Source organism: Flagellimonas oceani (assembly GCF_011068285.1).
GTDB classification, from domain to species: domain Bacteria; phylum Bacteroidota; class Bacteroidia; order Flavobacteriales; family Flavobacteriaceae; genus Flagellimonas; species Flagellimonas oceani.
Map to the genome: position 1 here is coordinate 93,691 of NZ_CP049616.1, position 16,617 is coordinate 110,307.

Annotated in this window: 16 protein-coding genes; 13 read left to right on the top strand and 3 right to left on the bottom strand. The window is 43.0% G+C overall.

Translation table 11 applies throughout. From position 1 onward, the window contains the following. Window positions 1-8 precede the first annotated feature (8 nt). From metH to GVT53_RS00445, 5 genes are all read left to right on the top strand, one after another. Window positions 9-2,675, top strand: coding sequence for a methionine synthase (gene metH, locus GVT53_RS00425; protein WP_240905109.1), 2,667 nt, complete (start codon window positions 9-11; stop codon window positions 2,673-2,675). A 3-nt stretch (window positions 2,676-2,678) separates the two neighbouring features. After that, entirely contained in the window at window positions 2,679-3,632 is a 954-nt protein-coding gene (metF, locus tag GVT53_RS00430; protein ID WP_166246935.1) for a methylenetetrahydrofolate reductase [NAD(P)H], read from the top strand. Window positions 3,633-3,651: 19 nt separating this feature from the next. Next, window positions 3,652-4,752: an acyloxyacyl hydrolase gene (locus GVT53_RS00435; RefSeq protein WP_166246936.1), complete on the top strand. Its 1,101-nt coding sequence runs from the start codon at window positions 3,652-3,654 to the stop codon at window positions 4,750-4,752. Then, window positions 4,749-5,552, top strand: a complete 804-nt coding sequence (locus GVT53_RS00440; RefSeq protein ID WP_166246937.1) for a head GIN domain-containing protein — start codon at window positions 4,749-4,751, stop codon at window positions 5,550-5,552. Before GVT53_RS00435 ends, GVT53_RS00440 begins: the two co-directional genes overlap by 4 nt. A 74-nt stretch (window positions 5,553-5,626) precedes the next feature. Further along, the gene (locus GVT53_RS00445) at window positions 5,627-6,706 is read left to right on the top strand and encodes a serine hydrolase domain-containing protein (protein WP_166246938.1); all 1,080 of its coding nucleotides are present in this window, start codon (window positions 5,627-5,629) and stop codon (window positions 6,704-6,706) included. A 2-nt stretch (window positions 6,707-6,708) separates the two neighbouring features. Here GVT53_RS00445 and GVT53_RS00450 read toward each other — a convergent pair whose 3' ends face one another. Beyond that, window positions 6,709-8,160: a pyridoxal phosphate-dependent decarboxylase family protein gene (locus GVT53_RS00450; RefSeq protein ID WP_166246939.1), complete on the bottom strand. Its 1,452-nt coding sequence runs from the start codon at window positions 8,158-8,160 to the stop codon at window positions 6,709-6,711. Between the two features lie 93 nt (window positions 8,161-8,253). Continuing rightward, on the bottom strand, window positions 8,254-9,147 hold the full coding sequence (gene gldA / locus GVT53_RS00455) for a gliding motility-associated ABC transporter ATP-binding subunit GldA (RefSeq protein ID WP_166246940.1): 894 nt from the start codon (window positions 9,145-9,147) through the stop codon (window positions 8,254-8,256). A 379-nt stretch (window positions 9,148-9,526) separates the two neighbouring features. On the opposite strand from gldA, the gene GVT53_RS00460 reads away from it, so the two are divergent. From GVT53_RS00460 to GVT53_RS00480, 5 genes are all read left to right on the top strand, one after another. After that, window positions 9,527-10,354, top strand: a complete 828-nt coding sequence (locus GVT53_RS00460) for a prephenate dehydratase (protein WP_166246941.1) — start codon at window positions 9,527-9,529, stop codon at window positions 10,352-10,354. Beyond that, on the top strand, window positions 10,354-11,496 hold the full coding sequence (locus GVT53_RS00465) for a pyridoxal phosphate-dependent aminotransferase (protein ID WP_166246942.1): 1,143 nt from the start codon (window positions 10,354-10,356) through the stop codon (window positions 11,494-11,496). Before GVT53_RS00460 ends, GVT53_RS00465 begins: the two co-directional genes overlap by 1 nt. A 3-nt stretch (window positions 11,497-11,499) precedes the next feature. After that, window positions 11,500-12,360: a prephenate dehydrogenase gene (locus tag GVT53_RS00470; protein ID WP_166246943.1), complete on the top strand. Its 861-nt coding sequence runs from the start codon at window positions 11,500-11,502 to the stop codon at window positions 12,358-12,360. Window positions 12,361-12,368: 8 nt separating this feature from the next. Then, the gene (locus tag GVT53_RS00475) at window positions 12,369-13,451 is read left to right on the top strand and encodes a bifunctional 3-deoxy-7-phosphoheptulonate synthase/chorismate mutase type II (RefSeq protein WP_166246944.1); all 1,083 of its coding nucleotides are present in this window, start codon (window positions 12,369-12,371) and stop codon (window positions 13,449-13,451) included. A 132-nt stretch (window positions 13,452-13,583) separates the two neighbouring features. Beyond that, on the top strand, window positions 13,584-14,258 hold the full coding sequence (locus tag GVT53_RS00480; protein ID WP_166246945.1) for a head GIN domain-containing protein: 675 nt from the start codon (window positions 13,584-13,586) through the stop codon (window positions 14,256-14,258). A 65-nt stretch (window positions 14,259-14,323) separates the two neighbouring features. Here GVT53_RS00480 and GVT53_RS00485 read toward each other — a convergent pair whose 3' ends face one another. Continuing rightward, entirely contained in the window at window positions 14,324-14,764 is a 441-nt protein-coding gene (locus tag GVT53_RS00485; RefSeq protein WP_166246946.1) for a hypothetical protein, read from the bottom strand. A 95-nt stretch (window positions 14,765-14,859) separates the two neighbouring features. On the opposite strand from GVT53_RS00485, the gene rsgA reads away from it, so the two are divergent. From rsgA to GVT53_RS00500, 3 genes are read left to right on the top strand one after another with little or no spacing between them, the layout of a single operon-like run. Beyond that, the gene (rsgA, locus tag GVT53_RS00490; protein ID WP_166246947.1) at window positions 14,860-15,798 is read left to right on the top strand and encodes a ribosome small subunit-dependent GTPase A; all 939 of its coding nucleotides are present in this window, start codon (window positions 14,860-14,862) and stop codon (window positions 15,796-15,798) included. Further along, on the top strand, window positions 15,799-16,251 hold the full coding sequence (gene dtd, locus GVT53_RS00495; RefSeq protein ID WP_166246948.1) for a D-aminoacyl-tRNA deacylase: 453 nt from the start codon (window positions 15,799-15,801) through the stop codon (window positions 16,249-16,251). After that, complete coding sequence (locus tag GVT53_RS00500) at window positions 16,251-16,577, top strand: nucleotide pyrophosphohydrolase (protein WP_166246949.1); 327 nt, start codon at window positions 16,251-16,253, stop codon at window positions 16,575-16,577. Before dtd ends, GVT53_RS00500 begins: the two co-directional genes overlap by 1 nt. Window positions 16,578-16,617 lie beyond the last annotated feature (40 nt).

The following is a 16,617-nucleotide window of genomic DNA, read 5'->3' on the forward strand; positions in this document are numbered from 1 at the left end:
CAATAGTAGTGGGAACAAGAGTACTAAAACTTTCAGGCCTGGAGCCCTTGGTCATTACCCCTGAAAGCAATTTCATAAATGTGGGGGAGCGTACCAATGTGGCCGGTTCCAAACGGTTTTTAAGGCTCATCAAAGAAGAAAAGTTCGATGAAGCCCTTGATGTGGCACGCGACCAAGTCGAAGGAGGAGCCCAGATTATCGACATTAATATGGACGATGGTCTTATTGATGGAAAGGAGGCCATGGTCAAGTTTTTGAACCTGATAGTTTCCGAACCGGATATTGCCAGAGTGCCCATTATGATAGATAGTTCCAAATGGGAGATCATCGAAGCTGGACTTCAGGTGGTGCAAGGCAAATGCGTGGTGAACTCCATCAGCCTTAAGGAAGGGGAAGAAGAATTTATCCGCCATGCCAAGTTGATCAAGCGCTATGGAGCTGCCGTAATCGTTATGGCCTTTGACGAGGTAGGTCAAGCGGATAACTTTGAGCGCCGAATCGAGATAGCCAAACGGTCTTACGATGTGCTGGTCAATAAAGTGAATTTTCCTCCAGAAGATATCATTTTTGACCTTAACATTTTTCCGGTGGCCACGGGAATGGAAGAGCACAGGCGCAATGCTGTCGATTTTATAGAAGCCACTCGATGGGTAAAGGAGAACCTGCCCTATTGCAGCGTTAGTGGAGGGGTGAGCAATGTTTCCTTTTCGTTCAGGGGCAACAATCCAGTTCGAGAGGCCATTAATTCCGCATTTTTGTTCCACGCGATAAAGGCGGGCATGAACATAGGTATCGTAAATCCGACCATGTTGGAAGTGTACGACGATATTCCCAAGGATCTCTTGGAATATGTGGAAGATGTGCTGTTGGACCGACGGGATGATGCTACTGAACGATTGTTGGACTTTGCGGAAACCGTCGTAGGCACCAAAAAAGAATCCAAAGTAGACCTTTCATGGAGGGAAGAGCCCCTTCAGGATAGGATTACACGTGCCTTGGTCAAAGGAATAGATCAATATATTATCGAAGATGTAGAGGAAGCCCGTCAACAGGCCGCCAAGCCCTTGCACGTGATCGAGGGCAACTTGATGACAGGTATGAATGTGGTCGGGGACTTGTTCGGAAGCGGAAAAATGTTCCTGCCGCAAGTAGTGAAATCCGCCCGTGTGATGAAAAAGGCCGTAGCCTATCTAACCCCATATATTGAAGCATCCAAGGACAAGGATGCCAAGGCGGCTGGAAAAATACTGATGGCGACCGTAAAGGGCGATGTGCACGACATTGGAAAGAACATTGTGAGCGTGGTGTTGGCCTGTAACAACTATGCCATTGTGGATATGGGGGTTATGGTGCCACCGGAAAAAATCATCAACAAGGCCAAAGAGGAAAAAGTAGATATTATTGGCTTGAGCGGATTGATTACGCCATCTTTGGATGAAATGGTATTCTTGGCCAAGGAAATGGAGCGTCAAAACTTTGAGGTGCCCCTTTTGATTGGGGGTGCCACAACCAGTAAAGCGCATACCGCCGTAAAAATCGACCCGCAGTACAGTCATTCCGTAGTGCATGTAAACGATGCTTCAAGAGCGGTAACGGTGGTGGGCGATTTGCTTCAGGATGAAACTGCTGTCAAGTATAAAAAAGCCATCAAGCTGGATTATGAGAGTTTTAGGGAGAAGTTTTTAAAGCGAGGAAAGCAGAAGGAATATTTGACCTTGGAACAGGCCCGTAAAAACAAACTTCAAATCGATTGGAATCCATCCGAAATCAAAAAACCCAACCAGTTGGGCATTGAGGTCTGGGAAGATTTTGACCTGACCAAATTGGAGGACTACATTGATTGGTCGCCCTTTTTCCGAAGTTGGGATTTGCACGGAAAATACCCCGATATTCTTACGGATGAGGTTGTCGGACAACAGGCCAAAGAACTTTTCAAGGATGCCAAGGAGCTTTTGAATCGTATTTTAGATGAAAAGCTATTGAAGGCCAAGGCCATTTTTGGATTGTTTCCGGCCAATCAGATCAATGATGATGACATTGAAGTTGATAAGGATGGAGAAACCTTCATTTTTAGAACACTTCGTCAACAATTAAAAAAGCGCGAAGGGGTTCCCAATATTGCTTTGGCGGATTTTATCGCCCCTAAAGATTCAGGAATTCAGGATTATATTGGCTGTTTTTGTGTGAGCACGGGATTCGGAACACAGGAATTGGCCGCTGAATTCGAAAGGAACCATGATGATTACAATTCCATCATGATCAAAGCCTTGGCGGATAGATTTGCAGAAGCTTTTGCGGAATATCTGCATAAAGAAGTGCGAACCAACTATTGGGGCTATGCCTTGGACGAGCAATTGGACAACACGGACTTGATCAAAGAAAAATACCGTGGGATCCGTCCGGCTCCCGGTTATCCAGCTTGTCCCGATCACTTGGAAAAACTCACTATTTGGGAAATGATGAAGGTAGAGGAAAAGATTGGTGTAAAACTGACCGATAGTCTGGCCATGTGGCCCGCAGCAAGTGTGAGCGGCTATTATTTTGGACATCCAGAGGCCAAGTATTTTGGCTTGGGGAAAATTGAGCAGGACCAAGTTCAGGATTTTGCCGACCGAAAAAATATAAAACTGGAAAAGGCCCAAAAATGGCTGGCTCCCAATATTGTTGATGAATAACCGATGAAAATTACCGACCACATAAAAAAAGCAAACGGGGAAACGCTTTTTAGTTTTGAGATTGTGCCTCCCGTTAAAGGCAAAAGTATTCAAGAACTTTACAAGAATATTGATCCATTAATGGAATTCAAACCTCCTTTTATTGATGTGACAACTTCCCGTGAGGAATACATCTACAAGGAAAAGGATGGGCTGTTGGACAAAAAACTGACCCGTACCCGTCCAGGTACTTTGGGTATCTGTGCCTCGTTAAAGCATAAGTATAATGTGGACACTGTTCCGCACGTGCTTTGCGGTGGTTTTACCAAAGAAGAGACCGAATACCTTTTGGTGGATTGCCAATATTTGGAGATTGAAAATGTGATGGCGCTTCGCGGTGATGCCCGCAAAGAGGAAAAATATTTCACCCCCACCAAAGGAGGACATCAATTTGCCACCGATCTGGTAAAACAGATTCAAGACATAAACGAAGGGAATTACCTTCATGATACGATCAAATCCAGTGATTTGACCAGTTTTTGCATTGGAGTGGCAGGTTATCCTGAAAAGCATATGGAAGCCCCCTCTTTGCAATCCGATTTAAAGCGTTTGAAGCAAAAAGTGGAGTTGGGGGCAGATTATGTGGTAACACAGATGTTTTTCGACAATCAAAAGTTCTTTGCATTTGTGAAAGCTGCCCGTGAAATAGGCATTGATGTACCCATTATTCCGGGAATCAAACCGATTGCAGTAAAACGTCACTTGCAATTGCTGCCCCATGTGTTCAGCATAGATCTTCCACAAGATCTGATTGATGCCGTTGAAGCCTGTAAAGACAACAAAGAAGTGCGGCAAGTCGGCGTGGAATGGGCCATTCAGCAGTCCAAGGAACTAAGGGATGCAGGTGTGCCGGTGTTACATTATTATTCCATGGGAAAATCAGATAATGTTAAGGCCATAGCCAAGGAACTTTTTTAATTTCCTACTTTAGCGCCCCATGAGGCACCTACTTTATCTGGTATTGTTGTTGTGTTTTTGCTTTGGATTCTCACAAGACGGGGATGCTCCAAAAAACTATACGTTGGATGTAAGCCAATTTAATGGTTCCATACTATTGCACAATCCAGACATTTCCCACTTGATCACCAATCATCCGGGGGGTATTATCGTGGGATTTAACAGAAAACGGTTCGGGCACGAGGATTGGGAAGCGGATTTGGGCTATCCCGATACAGGTTTTTCATTTGTCTATCAAGATATGAACAATGAGACCCTTGGAAAACACTTTGGCCTCTATGCGCACTATAATTTTTATTTTTTCAAACGGAATCTACAGTTTAGGGTAGCTCAAGGGGTGTCCTACAACACAAATCCTTACGATAGGACTGAAAATTTTAGGAACAATGCCTACGGGAGCCATTTGTTGAGCTCCACCATGGTGATGTTCAACTACCATAAAGAAAATATAGTGGCAGGATTGGGTTTTAAGGCCGGTATCTCCCTTTTGCATTACTCCAATGCCAACTTTAAGGCTCCAAATACCTCTACCAACACCATGGCCTTTAATTTTGGATTGACGTATGATTTAAACAAGGATGAATCCATTGAATATCTGGTTCCCGAAACCAAGGAAAAAATAAAAGAACCCATTCGATACAATTTGGTGCTCCGGGGAGGTGCCAACGAGAGCGACGTCATCAATATGGGGCGTTACGGTTTTGCCATAGTTTCCGCTTATGCCGATAAACGTTTGGGCAACCGTAGTGCCATTCAGTTGGGAACAGATGTGTTCTTTTCCAATTTTTTAAAGGAATTGATACGCTATCAATCCATATCATTTCCTGAGTTGGAAGTTGCCCCGGATACCGATTATAAAAGAGTGGGATTATTTGTGGGGCACGAACTTTTCGTCAATAAATTGAGCGTAGTGGCCCAATTGGGGTATTACGTGTACTATCCTTTTGATTTTGAGGGAAGAATGTACAATCGCATCGGTTTAAAACGATATTTTGGCGACAAGGTGTTTGGGGCCATCACTTTAAAATCACACGGAGCCAAAGCGGAGGCCATTGAATTTGGAATAGGCGTAAGATTATGAAAAGGAGTAAGTGCGAAATACGAAATACAAAGCGTTCCCTTGGGGGAGCGTTAGGGGCGTTTTTAATGCTGTTTACCTTTTTGATGATCTCCTGCAATGGTGATAATGTGCCCGATTGTTTTCAGAATGCGGGCAATATGGTAAGGGAACCTTTAGATGTTTCCGAATTCAGTGCCATTACGGTTTTTGAAAATCTTAATGTAGTCCTCAAACAGGGAGATGAACAATTGGTGGAAGTGGAAACGGGCGAATTTCTATTGAACGATGTTTCTGCGGTGGTAGAGGGTAACCGCCTTATCCTTCGTAATGAGAACAGTTGCAACTATGTTCGGGATTACGGCCTGACAACGATTTATATTACCTCGCCCAATATCACAGAAATTCGAAGCAGTACAGGGCTGTTGATTTCCAGTGATGGGGTGCTGAATTATCCCAACCTAAATCTGTTGGCGGAGAGTTTTGTAAATCCAGAAACCGAAACCACGGATGGTTCTTTTGATTTAAACCTGAATTCCAATACCGTCAGAATAGTGGTAAATGGTATAGCTTTCTTTAAGCTTCAGGGAAATACTGTAAATTTTAACGTAAATGTTGCAGCAGGAGATTCTAGGATCGAAGCTGAGAATCTGATTTCGGAAAATGTAACTGTAAACCACAGGGGTTCCAATGATGTTTTTGTAAATCCGCAGCAAAGATTAGAAGGTGTGGTAAGGGGCACGGGAAATTTGATCAGCGTTAACACACCTCCAGTGGTGGATGTGGAAGAACTTTTTAATGGTAGATTGATTTTTCAGGATTAAGGAACCGTAATCAGTTGTATAAAACTTCACTAGCTTTATTATTTCTCTTTAGTTTTGATGTTTAAATCGAGTTTTTGGGAAATCTTATTTCACATATTAAAAATCTGTTTTCCCCATTTCCAAAAGTCAAACCACTCAATGGATTAACGGGAATGGAAAAAGCGGATGCACTTTTCCATAATCTAGTTGCGGAGAAAAAAATACCGGGATTGTCCGTTGCCATTTTGGATAGGGGTGAATTGTTGCTCCAAAAAGGATATGGTTATGCTGATTTGGAAAATAGAAAAAAGGTAAATCCCCAGCGTACCGTTTTCCGTATAGCAAGCATTTCCAAATGCATTACGGGATTGGCCTTGGGCAAAATGATGGAAGGTGGCATCCTGGATCTGGACGCGTCTTTTTACACTTATGTGCCTTACTTTCCCAAAAAGAAATACGAATTCACACTTCGCCAATTGGCAAGTCATACCGCTGGGATTCGTGGCTATCGGGGCAAGGAATACGCTTTGAATCAGGATTACTCCATCAAAGATGGGATAGAAGTCTTTAAAAATGACCCCTTGTTTTTCGAGCCGGGAACCAGTTACCTCTATAATAGTTTTGATTTTGTGTTGTTGTCCTTGGCCATGCAGGAAGCTAGTGGTGTTCCATTTCAAGACTACGTCAAAGAAAATATTTTGATTCCGTTGGGATTAAACAATACTTTTTCCCCAGTGGATTTTGCTGTCAGTTCGATGGCAACCGAGAACAAAACAAGATTTTACACCAAGCGGTCACTTTGCTTTACCCAAGCTGTTGCCGTAAACAACAATTACAAATTGGCTGGAGGTGGGTATTTATCGACCTGCGAAGATATTGCCAAATTGGGGCAGGCGATTTTGGAGGAAAGATTGCTCAAGTCAGCAACCTACAGGCAATTGCTGACTTCCCAGATCATTGAAGACAAACCCACATACTACGGCCTTGGGTTTCAGGTCAGCAAAGATGCAAACGGCAGGGCGTTTGTTGGGCATGTCGGCAACAGCGTGGGAGCTTGCACCAATCTTTTTGTTTATCCAGAGCAGGAGAAAGTCATTGCTATCCTGATCAATTGCACGGACCCAAAAGTGCAATCTGTTTTGGATGAGGCGATTGATGCTGTTTTAAAGAGTTGATTTTAGACTTTTTTGGCCAACTCCTCCTCAATTTCCAACGCATATTTTTTGCAAAGATCAAAGGTTTCGGTCACATCTTCCATCGTGGTTCTTGGGTTGATGAGGCACATCCGAAGCACAATCTGCCCATTTAAAATGGTGGTAACAAGCAAGGCTTTGCGCGAATCCACAACTTTTGCGGAAATGTACTGGTTGATTTTATCCAACTCTTTCTCCGAATACTTTTTGTTGATGGGGTTGTACCTAAAGTTGATGACCGCCAAGGTTGCCGGGAAAACAACTTCCCAACTTTTGCTGCCTCGGAGCATGGTTTCTACTTCTTCGGCCAAATCAATATTGTAGGTAATGGCGTCCCGGAATTCCTTTAAACCAAAGGTTTTTAAGGACATATAAAACTTGAGCGCCCTAAACCTGCGGGTCAACTGGATACCGTGGTCGTAAAAATTGATTTCCGAAGTATTGCCCTCGATATCTCTTAAATATTCTGGTTTTTCTGTAAAAGTACTGCTCAGATTTTTGTGGTTTCGCACCAAAAGGCAGCCCATTTCGTAGGGCTGAAAGAACCATTTGTGGGGGTCCACCGTCAGGGAATCGGCTTTTTCAATGCCTTTCATTGCCTGTTTTCCTTTTTGGGATAAGATGGCCGCTCCGCCGTAGGCGCCATCAATATGGAACCAGATATCCTCTTTCTTGCATATTTTTCCCAATTCCACCAATGGATCAACTGTTCCCGTATTGGTCGTTCCAGCAGTGGCAATCAAACAGAAAGGATAAAGGCCTTCCAATCGGTCCTTGGCAATACAGTTTTTTAATTTGTTTACGGAAAACTTGAGTTCGCTGTCCGTGGGAATGATCCTAATCTGCTCTTTTTTAAAGCCCAGCACCCGAATCGCCTTAATGTTGGAAGAATGCGCTTGATCGGATAGATAAATCACGGCTTTGGAAAAATCATCGCCACATTTTATTCGTCGGGCGGTTACCACAGCGGTTAGATTCGCCATGGAGCCTCCACTGGTGAAGATGCCGCCTCCTTTTTTCTTGGGGAAACCAAAAATCTTCAACAACCATTGAATGGTCACGATTTCCAATTCGGCAGCGGCAGGACTGGCAGCCCATCCCCCGGAGAAGATGTTGTAACCCGTTGCCAAGGCATCCGCCATAACACTAACATAGTTGCTAGGCCCGGGAACAAACGAAAACGACCTTGGGTGGGCCATATTGGCGCTGTTGGTCATTACCTTGTCCAAAACAAAATTCAGAACTTCAGAAGAATCCATACCTTGTTCAGGGGCTTCCTCCAAGAACAAGGAGTCCATTTCCTCTCTTGAACCGAGCGCTACGGGCAATTTTTCATGTTGGGTGGCATGGTGTTCTACAATAGCATCAATAATTTGATAGCCATAATTCTTCATTTCTTCTTTGGAGAGTTCCAATCTGGCGTTGTTCTGCTTCATAGGTCCGTTTTCTTCTGAACCGCAAAAATACCATATTTGGAACGGTTTTCCACGTCATTTTGGAGTTGTTCCTCTGTTAGGGCAAATGAAACCTTAGGAGGTGAGTTCGGTAAAGAGGCTTTCCAAGTTTTTGTTCTTTCTGCTGAGCTGCAATGTTTTTAGTTTGTTGTCGTGCGCAAAATCAAAAACGATCGGCCGCATATCCTTTGAAGTGCCAAAAGTGATTTCGTAGACAAATCCGCCTGTATTTTTTACATGGGAAACATTGGGCATTTGCTGAAGCAATTGCTCCTCTACGCGATAATCAAATTCCACCTCAATGATTTGCTCCTCGGCTTCACGGAGTTCTTCCAGCTTCTTATCGGCCACCAATTCTCCTTTGTTGATGATGATCACACGGTCACAAACGGCTTCAACTTCTTTCATAATGTGGGTGGAGAGCAAAATGGTCTTCTCCTTGCCGATTTCGCGGATCAGTTTTCTAATTTCTATCAATTGGTTGGGGTCAAGTCCTGTAGTCGGCTCATCGAGAATCAAAACTTCGGGGTCGTGCAACAGAGCAGCGGCTAGGCCGACACGCTGGCGGTATCCTTTGGATAACTGCCCGATTTTTTTGTGGGCTTCTGGAGATAGACCGGTTTGCTCGATCACATCATTGATCTTGGATTTGTCCACGTTGTAGACATCGGCATTAAAGGCCAAATACTCCTTTACATACATTTCCAAATACAACGGATTGTGCTCTGGCAAATACCCGATACTTTTCTGAACGTCTTTTTCGTCTTCCAAAACATTGAACCCGTTTACAGAGGCCTCACCGTTGTCCGCTTTGTAATAGGTGGTCAAAATCCGCATCATGGTGGACTTTCCAGCACCATTGGGACCTAAAAAACCGACGACTTCTCCTTTGTTGATGGTAAATGAAACATTGTTCAACGCTTTTTGCGAACCAAAGGTCTTTGTGATGTTCTGTACGGTGATGGACATTCAAAATGAATTTAAGGTATCCCAAAAATACACTTTTACTTGTTTTAATCCTTGGGTTTCCAAAGCAAGGATTTCGTTCATTAAATCTTTTTAAAATTATTGGTAAGAAGGGAATTCTTAAAAAAGCATCGTTTCTGTAAAATAATGTGCAGCGAAAATGTCTTTTTTGAAAAAAATCAAAAAAAATTTGGGAATGTCTGTGTGTTTCCGATTGAATACCTAAATTAGCCGACAATTAACAACGAGATGACAAACACGTATTTCTGGAACCGTTTTTATTTTTACTTCTTTTTTAAGGGAGAAGCGGGACTATTATAGATACGTTTAAAGTATAACCAATATATAAAGTCCCGATACACATCGGGGCTTTTTTTTTGCAATGGAATTAAAAGTTGCCATACAAGGAATAAAAGGGTCGAACCATCATCAGGTGGCCACCGATTTTTTCGGGGAAAGAATTGAGTTGCTCGAGTGCAACTCTTTTGATGCAGTTATCGATAGCTTATTGATCGGTGCAGCCGACAAGGGAATCATGGCCATCGAGAATTCCATAGCCGGTTCCATAATACCAAACTACAATTTGGTGTACCACAACAATATCCATGTAATCGGGGAGCACTACTTAAATATTCACCATAACCTTATGGTTCTAAAGGGCAGAACCTTTGATGATATCCAAGAGGTGCATTCGCACCCCATGGCTTTGTTGCAGTGTAAGGAGTTCTTTAAGGCGCATCCCCAGATCAAATTGGTGGAAAGTGTGGATACAGCGGAAACAGCAAAACGAATCAATGAGGATAAGCTGGAACACATTGCCGCAATAGCCCCAAAAATGGCGGCCGAATTGTACGATTTGGAAATTATTGCGGACAACATCCAGACCATTGTCAACAATTCCACGCGGTTCATCATTCTAAAAAAACAAAATAAGGTGCTGCCCGAAGAGGAAATCAACAAGGCATCATTAAGGTTTATAACCGATCACAAAAGAGGAAGCTTGGCGACGGTATTAAATGTAATGAGCGATTGCAATATGAACCTGACCAAGATTCAGTCCCTGCCTGTAATCGAGACCCCTTGGAAGTATGCTTTTTTTGTGGATGTAACTTTTGATAAATACAAGCACTTTGCCAAGACCAAATCTTTGATGCAGATCATGGCCGAGGATTTCAAGGTGTTGGGCGAATATAAAAATGCATTGTTGTAATGATAACAGCAGATCGATTAAATACCGTACAGGAATATTACTTCTCCAAAAAATTAAGGGAGGTCAGGGGATTGATGGCCCAAGGAAAACCAATCATCAATATGGGTATCGGCAGCCCGGATTTGGCACCGTCACCGCAAGTATTGGAAACCCTTCGGGATTCCATTATCGAAGCGGGGGCGCATCAATACCAGAGTTATCAAGGATTGCCACAACTACGCGAAGCCATTGCGGATTTCTATCAGCAAAAGTTCGAGGTGTCCGTGGACGCCAATACCGAAATTTTGCCCTTGATGGGTTCGAAGGAAGGAATCATGCACATCAGTATGGCCTTTTTAAATGAAGGTGATGAGGTGTTGCTCCCTAATCCTGGGTATCCTACTTATGCATCCGTTACCAATTTAGTGGGTGGAAAAGCCATTACCTACGATTTGAAAGCTGAAAATGGTTGGTTTCCTGATTTGGAGCAATTGGCCAAGAAAGACTTGTCCAAAGTAAAGTTAATGTGGATCAGTTATCCGCACATGCCCACAGGTGCAACGGCGACCAAGGAGCAGTTGGAATCATTGGTGGATTTTGCCAAAGAGAACGAGATTCTTTTGGTGAACGATAATCCATACAGTTTTGTCCTGTCGAATAACCCAACAAGTATTCTGTCCATCGAAGGGGCCAAAGATTGCACTTTGGAACTGAACAGTTTGAGCAAGACCTTCAATATGGCAGGTTGGCGTGTTGGAATGTTGCTTGGCAGCGAGGAGCACATCAACGCTGTCTTAAAGGTGAAGAGCAACATGGATTCTGGGATGTTTTATGGCATTCAAAAAGGGGCCATTGCGGCACTGCAAAGCGGGCCCGAATGGTTCGATGAACTAGATAAGGTGTACACTAAAAGACGGGAATTGATGTTCCGATTGGCGGATAAATTGGGCTGCACCTATGATAAAAATGCCGTGGGCATGTTTGTTTGGTGCAAATTACCGGAGGGTGCGAAGTCTTCGGAAGAATTTATAGATGGAGTGTTGCACGATAAAGATATTTTTATTGCTCCGGGAACCATATTCGGAAGCAATGGCGAAGGCTATATCCGTTTTTCACTTTGCGTGAGCGAAGAAAAAATCAAAGAAGCCATAGAAAGATTTTAGAGTATGAAAGTAGTCATTGTAGGAGTTGGTTTGATAGGCGGTTCTTTCGCGAAGGATGTAAAAAAACTGCATCCCGAAGCGGAAATTACTGGGGTGGACAAAAGTGATGCCCATTTGGACGAGGCCTTACAACTTCAAATCATAGATAAAAAAGGAGATTACGATGCATTGGCAACTGCAGATATGGTATATGTGAGCATTCCGGTAAACGTTTTGGTCTCCGAGTTGCCCAAAATATTGGATGCCGCTGGAGATGAAACCGTGGTAATGGATGCAGGCTCCACCAAACGATTGATATGTGAGCAAGTTGCCGATCATCCCAAAAGAAGGAATTTTATAGCATGTCACCCGATTGCCGGTACCGAGTTCTCGGGACCAACAGCAGCCTTGCAAGGGTTGTACGATGGTAAGACCATGATCATATGCGAAGTGGAAAAAACAACTTTTAAGCTTCAGGAAAGGGCATTGGCCATTTTTCAAGAGATAGGCATGCGGATTCGGTACATGAACCCCGAAGCACACGATAAACACATCGCCTACGTCTCTCATTTATCACACATTAGCTCTTTTATGTTGGGAAAGACGGTTATCGAGAAAGAAAAAAATGAGCGTGATATTTTTGACATGGCGGGGAGTGGATTTGAGAGTACCGTTCGTTTGGCAAAAAGTTCACCGGATATGTGGACGCCGATTTTTGAACAGAACAAGGACAATGTTGTGGAAACGTTGGAAGAGTATATCGAGAATCTTACACGGTTCAAACAACTGATTTTGGACAACGATTTTGAGAATGTCCACCAAGAAATGAGCAATACCAATAAAATAAAACAAATACTAAAAGGAATACCACTTACAAAAAAATAGAGAGTATTATGGAAAACAAAAAGGAAATGAGGAAATGGTTGGATGACATGAATTTGGCTCATCCCTTGGTAGTAGCTGGTCCGTGCAGTGCGGAGACCGAAGACCAAGTATTAAAAATAGCCCACGAGCTAAAAGATACCGACGTGAGCTATTACCGTGCCGGAATCTGGAAACCAAGAACTCGTCCTGGAAACTTTGAGGGAGTTGGCGCCATTGGATTGAAGTGGTTGCAAAAGGTAAAAGAAGAAACTGGTCTAAAAACGGCCACGGAGGTAGCCAACCGAGCACACGTAGACCTTGCTTTGGAGCACGATATCGATCTATTGTGGATCGGTGCACGTTCTACCGTGAGCCCATTTATCGTTCAAGATATTGCAGATGCTTTGGAAGGAACTGACAAAATCGTTTTGGTAAAAAACCCGGTAAACCCAGATCTATCTTTGTGGTTGGGAGCTGTGGAACGTTTATATTCTGCCAATATCGAAAAATTGGGTGTGATCCATAGAGGTTTTTCCACTTACGAAAAAACCAAATACCGTAATATTCCGGAGTGGCAGCTGGCCATTGAGTTGCAGACAAAATTCCCTGATCTGCCCATCATTAACGACCCAAGCCACATAACTGGAAAGCGCGATATGGTTTTTGATGTTTCCCAGACCGCCTTGGATTTGAACTTTGATGGTTTAATGATCGAAACACATTACGATCCGGACAATGCTTGGAGCGATGCCGCCCAGCAGGTTACCCCCAAAACGTTGATTCAGATGATGAAAGATTTGCGTATTAGGAAAGAGACCGATGAGGAAGCAGAGTACAATAGCAATTTGAGCAATCTAAGGGCGCAAATCGATATTCTGGACAATCAATTGATTGACCTAATGGGTAAACGAATGAAGATTTCCGATGGAATCGGTGAACTTAAAAAACAGAAGAACGTTGCCGTATTGCAAAGCAATCGTTGGAACGCTATTCTGGGCAATATGATCTTGGAAGGGGAGCAAAGAGGATTGAGCGAGGAATTTGTTTTGAAAATGTTCAAGGCAATCCATCAGGAATCCATCAACCACCAAGAAAAAATCATCAACTCGTAGCAGGATTTTTTAATCGGGTTGTAAAAAAACTATTTGTAGTTTCAGGATTTTGGAACTGCAAGTAGTTTTTTTTGGTTCAAACTGTAACAAAACAATTTTGGGGTCATCTTTGAAGAGTAAAAACACGCTATCATGAAAAAATTATACACACTTAGCCTTCTTTTGTTGCCCTTGGTCATGTTTTCACAACGAATCATTGATACCGAGGTCGGGGAATTCAACAAAATCAAGGTTTTTGATTTGATCGAGGTCAATTTGATCCAATCGGACGAGAACAAGATTATGATCAAGGGCTGGAACGTGGACGACATTATTTGGACCAACAAAAACGGAACATTAAAACTCCGTATGCAGTTGGACAAAAAGTTTCAGGGCGAGGATACCATGATCGAGGTGTACTACACCAATTTGGATGTTATAGATGGTAATGAAGGAGCCCAAATTACCTGTAACGAAATGGTACAAAAAAGCAAGATCGAGCTAAGGGCCCAAGAGGGTGCCATGATCCGTATAGGTATGGATGTTGATTATGCCGAGGTAAGGGCGGTGACCGGCGGAATCGTAAAAGCTTCGGGACTGGCCAAAAACCAAAGTGTTGTTTTGAACACCGGTGGAATTTTTGAGGGTCGTGAACTAAGAACTGCCACAACCGATGTGAAGATTTCTGCAGGCGGGGAAGCGGATGTGTTCGCTTCAGAAATGGTGGATATCAATGTGAGAGCCGGTGGTGATGTCTATGTATACGGAAATCCGGAAACGGTACATAAAAAAACCTTTGTAGGCGGACGGGTCTATATTAAGGATTAATGAAACTTGTTGCCAACAAAAAGCCCTCCATTTTGGAGGGCTTTTTTATCGATAAATATTGAAGCCTATTTTTTAAAGATGTAGCGGGTAATAAAAATACCCTGTCCATCACCTTTACCGCCCTCACTTTCCACACCACTTACCACAAAGGCCAATTCCCAACCGTTGGAAACCATATCGTTGATCATGGAAGTGATCATGGCATCGTTGGCCGCTATGTTCTGGAAACGAATACCGCCAATATTGTAAAAGTTCAAAAGTTTGGTTTCTTCGAAATTCTTTACCCGAATCTCGCTCCTGTCGGATTTGTTTCTTGAGTTGTCGTCCTCCGTTTGTACGGTAGTGAACTCCTTGTAATCCTTCTCTTCCAGTGCATTGATGATCCGTGATCTTCCCAATCCATTGGGTACAATGGATTCCACACTGGTAATTACATGGTACTGCTGCGCACTCATGGTAAAACTTGCTGCGAACATTGTTACAGCGGCCAAAATGATTTTTTTCATACTAGATTAAGTTAATGATTGTTAAAACTGTTAACAAAGATATACGACGAATAAGGAGTAATATTGTTTCTTTGTAATCAAAATATGAACAAAAAGTGAACGGAACTGTTTATAAATCAACGGGAAGCTGGTATACCGTAAAGTCCTCGGAGGGAGAATTTTATGAATGCCGGATCAAAGGCAAGTTCCGTACCCATGGAATCAAAAGTACCAATCCGGTCGCTGTGGGCGATTATGTGGAATTTCAACTGGAAAGTATTGGAGATGAAACCATTGGTGTGATTTCCAGTATCGGAGAGCGTAAAAATTATATCGTTCGCAGGTCGGTCAAGCTTTCCAAGCAGACCCATATCATTGCTGCAAACTTGGATCAGGTATTTTTGTTGGTGACCTTGAACAATCCCCCGACCTTTACCAGCTTTATAGATCGTTTTTTGGTTACGGCAGAAGCCTATGACATTCCTGTGGTATTGCTTTTCAATAAAATGGATTCCTATTCGGAGGAAGAAAAGTTGGAGGTGAATTGGTTGATGAGCCTGTATTCAAAAATTGGCTACGGATGTATTCCAATAGAGGCCAAGCAGGGCAAAAATGTTGATCAGGTCAAAGAATTGATGCTGGGCAACACAAGTATGTTTGCCGGCCACTCCGGAGTGGGCAAATCAACCTTGGTCAATGCATTGGAAACAGGTCTTGAATTAAAAACGGCAGAGATTTCCGAGCAGCATATGCAGGGCCAGCACACCACAACGTTTGCAGAAATGTACGATTTATCGTTCGATGCACGGATCATAGATACCCCCGGGATCAAGGGATTCGGTATTGTGGATATGGAAAAAGACGAGATTGGCGATTATTTTCCAGAATTTTTTGCATTAAAATCGGAATGTAAATTCAATAACTGTCTCCACTTGGATGAACCAAAATGTGCGGTAATAGAAGCCTTGGAGAATGATGAAGTTGCCGCCAGTAGATATAGGAGCTACGTGCAAATGGTAACAGGGGATGAAGACAATCCATACAGGGAGAGATAAATGAGGACAGTATTACAAAGAGTTTCAAAAGCCAGTGTAACCGTTGAGGGGGAACTGATTTCATCAATTGATCATGGTCTTTTGATATTGTTGGGAATCGAAGATGCCGATACCAAAGAGGATATTGATTGGTTGACCAATAAAATTTTAAATCTTCGCATTTTTAATGATGAAAATGAGGTAATGAACCGTTCCGTGATGGACGTCGAAGGTGATATTATTGTAGTAAGTCAGTTTACGTTGCACGCCCAGACCAAAAAAGGCAATCGTCCATCCTATATTAAAGCGGCGAAACCGGATACAGCAGTTCCCATGTATGAAGCCTTTGTGCAAGTTTTGGAAAAAAAACTTGGTAAAAAAGTAGGAACTGGAGTTTTCGGGGCCGACATGAAAGTGGAGTTGCTGAATGATGGCCCGGTTACCATTACAATGGATACAAAAAACAAAGAATAATGAATATTGCAAACGCACAAAAAGCCGTTGACGAATGGATCAAAAACCACGGGGTCCGCTATTTTAACGAACTCACCAATATGGCCCAGCTTACCGAAGAGGTAGGGGAGGTGGCCCGCATTATTGCACGACGCTACGGGGAACAGAGCGAGAAGGAATCCGACAAAGCCAAGGATTTGGGCGAAGAACTCGCCGATGTGGTTTTTGTGGTACTCTGCTTGGCCAACCAAACAGGCATAGATTTGCAGGAAGCTTTTGATAAAAAGTTGGACCTTAAGACCAAACGCGACCACGACCGTCATCAAAATAACAAAAAGCTCAAATAAAGTTATCCGCTTAAAGGGACTTTAGGACCGTTTTTTCTAG

Coding starts and splice junctions, on each gene's coding strand:
- metF (WP_166246935.1), top strand. CDS start 2,679: ATGAAAATTACCGACCACATAAAAAAAGCAAACGGGGAAACGCTTTTT.
- GVT53_RS00435 (WP_166246936.1), top strand. CDS start 3,652: ATGAGGCACCTACTTTATCTGGTATTGTTGTTGTGTTTTTGCTTTGGA.
- GVT53_RS00440 (WP_166246937.1), top strand. CDS start 4,749: ATGAAAAGGAGTAAGTGCGAAATACGAAATACAAAGCGTTCCCTTGGG.
- GVT53_RS00450 (WP_166246939.1), bottom strand. CDS start 8,160: ATGAAGCAGAACAACGCCAGATTGGAACTCTCCAAAGAAGAAATGAAG.
- gldA (WP_166246940.1), bottom strand. CDS start 9,147: ATGTCCATCACCGTACAGAACATCACAAAGACCTTTGGTTCGCAAAAA.
- GVT53_RS00460 (WP_166246941.1), top strand. CDS start 9,527: ATGGAATTAAAAGTTGCCATACAAGGAATAAAAGGGTCGAACCATCAT.
- GVT53_RS00465 (WP_166246942.1), top strand. CDS start 10,354: ATGATAACAGCAGATCGATTAAATACCGTACAGGAATATTACTTCTCC.
- GVT53_RS00470 (WP_166246943.1), top strand. CDS start 11,500: ATGAAAGTAGTCATTGTAGGAGTTGGTTTGATAGGCGGTTCTTTCGCG.
- GVT53_RS00475 (WP_166246944.1), top strand. CDS start 12,369: ATGGAAAACAAAAAGGAAATGAGGAAATGGTTGGATGACATGAATTTG.
- GVT53_RS00480 (WP_166246945.1), top strand. CDS start 13,584: ATGAAAAAATTATACACACTTAGCCTTCTTTTGTTGCCCTTGGTCATG.
- GVT53_RS00485 (WP_166246946.1), bottom strand. CDS start 14,764: ATGAAAAAAATCATTTTGGCCGCTGTAACAATGTTCGCAGCAAGTTTT.
- dtd (WP_166246948.1), top strand. CDS start 15,799: ATGAGGACAGTATTACAAAGAGTTTCAAAAGCCAGTGTAACCGTTGAG.
- GVT53_RS00500 (WP_166246949.1), top strand. CDS start 16,251: ATGAATATTGCAAACGCACAAAAAGCCGTTGACGAATGGATCAAAAAC.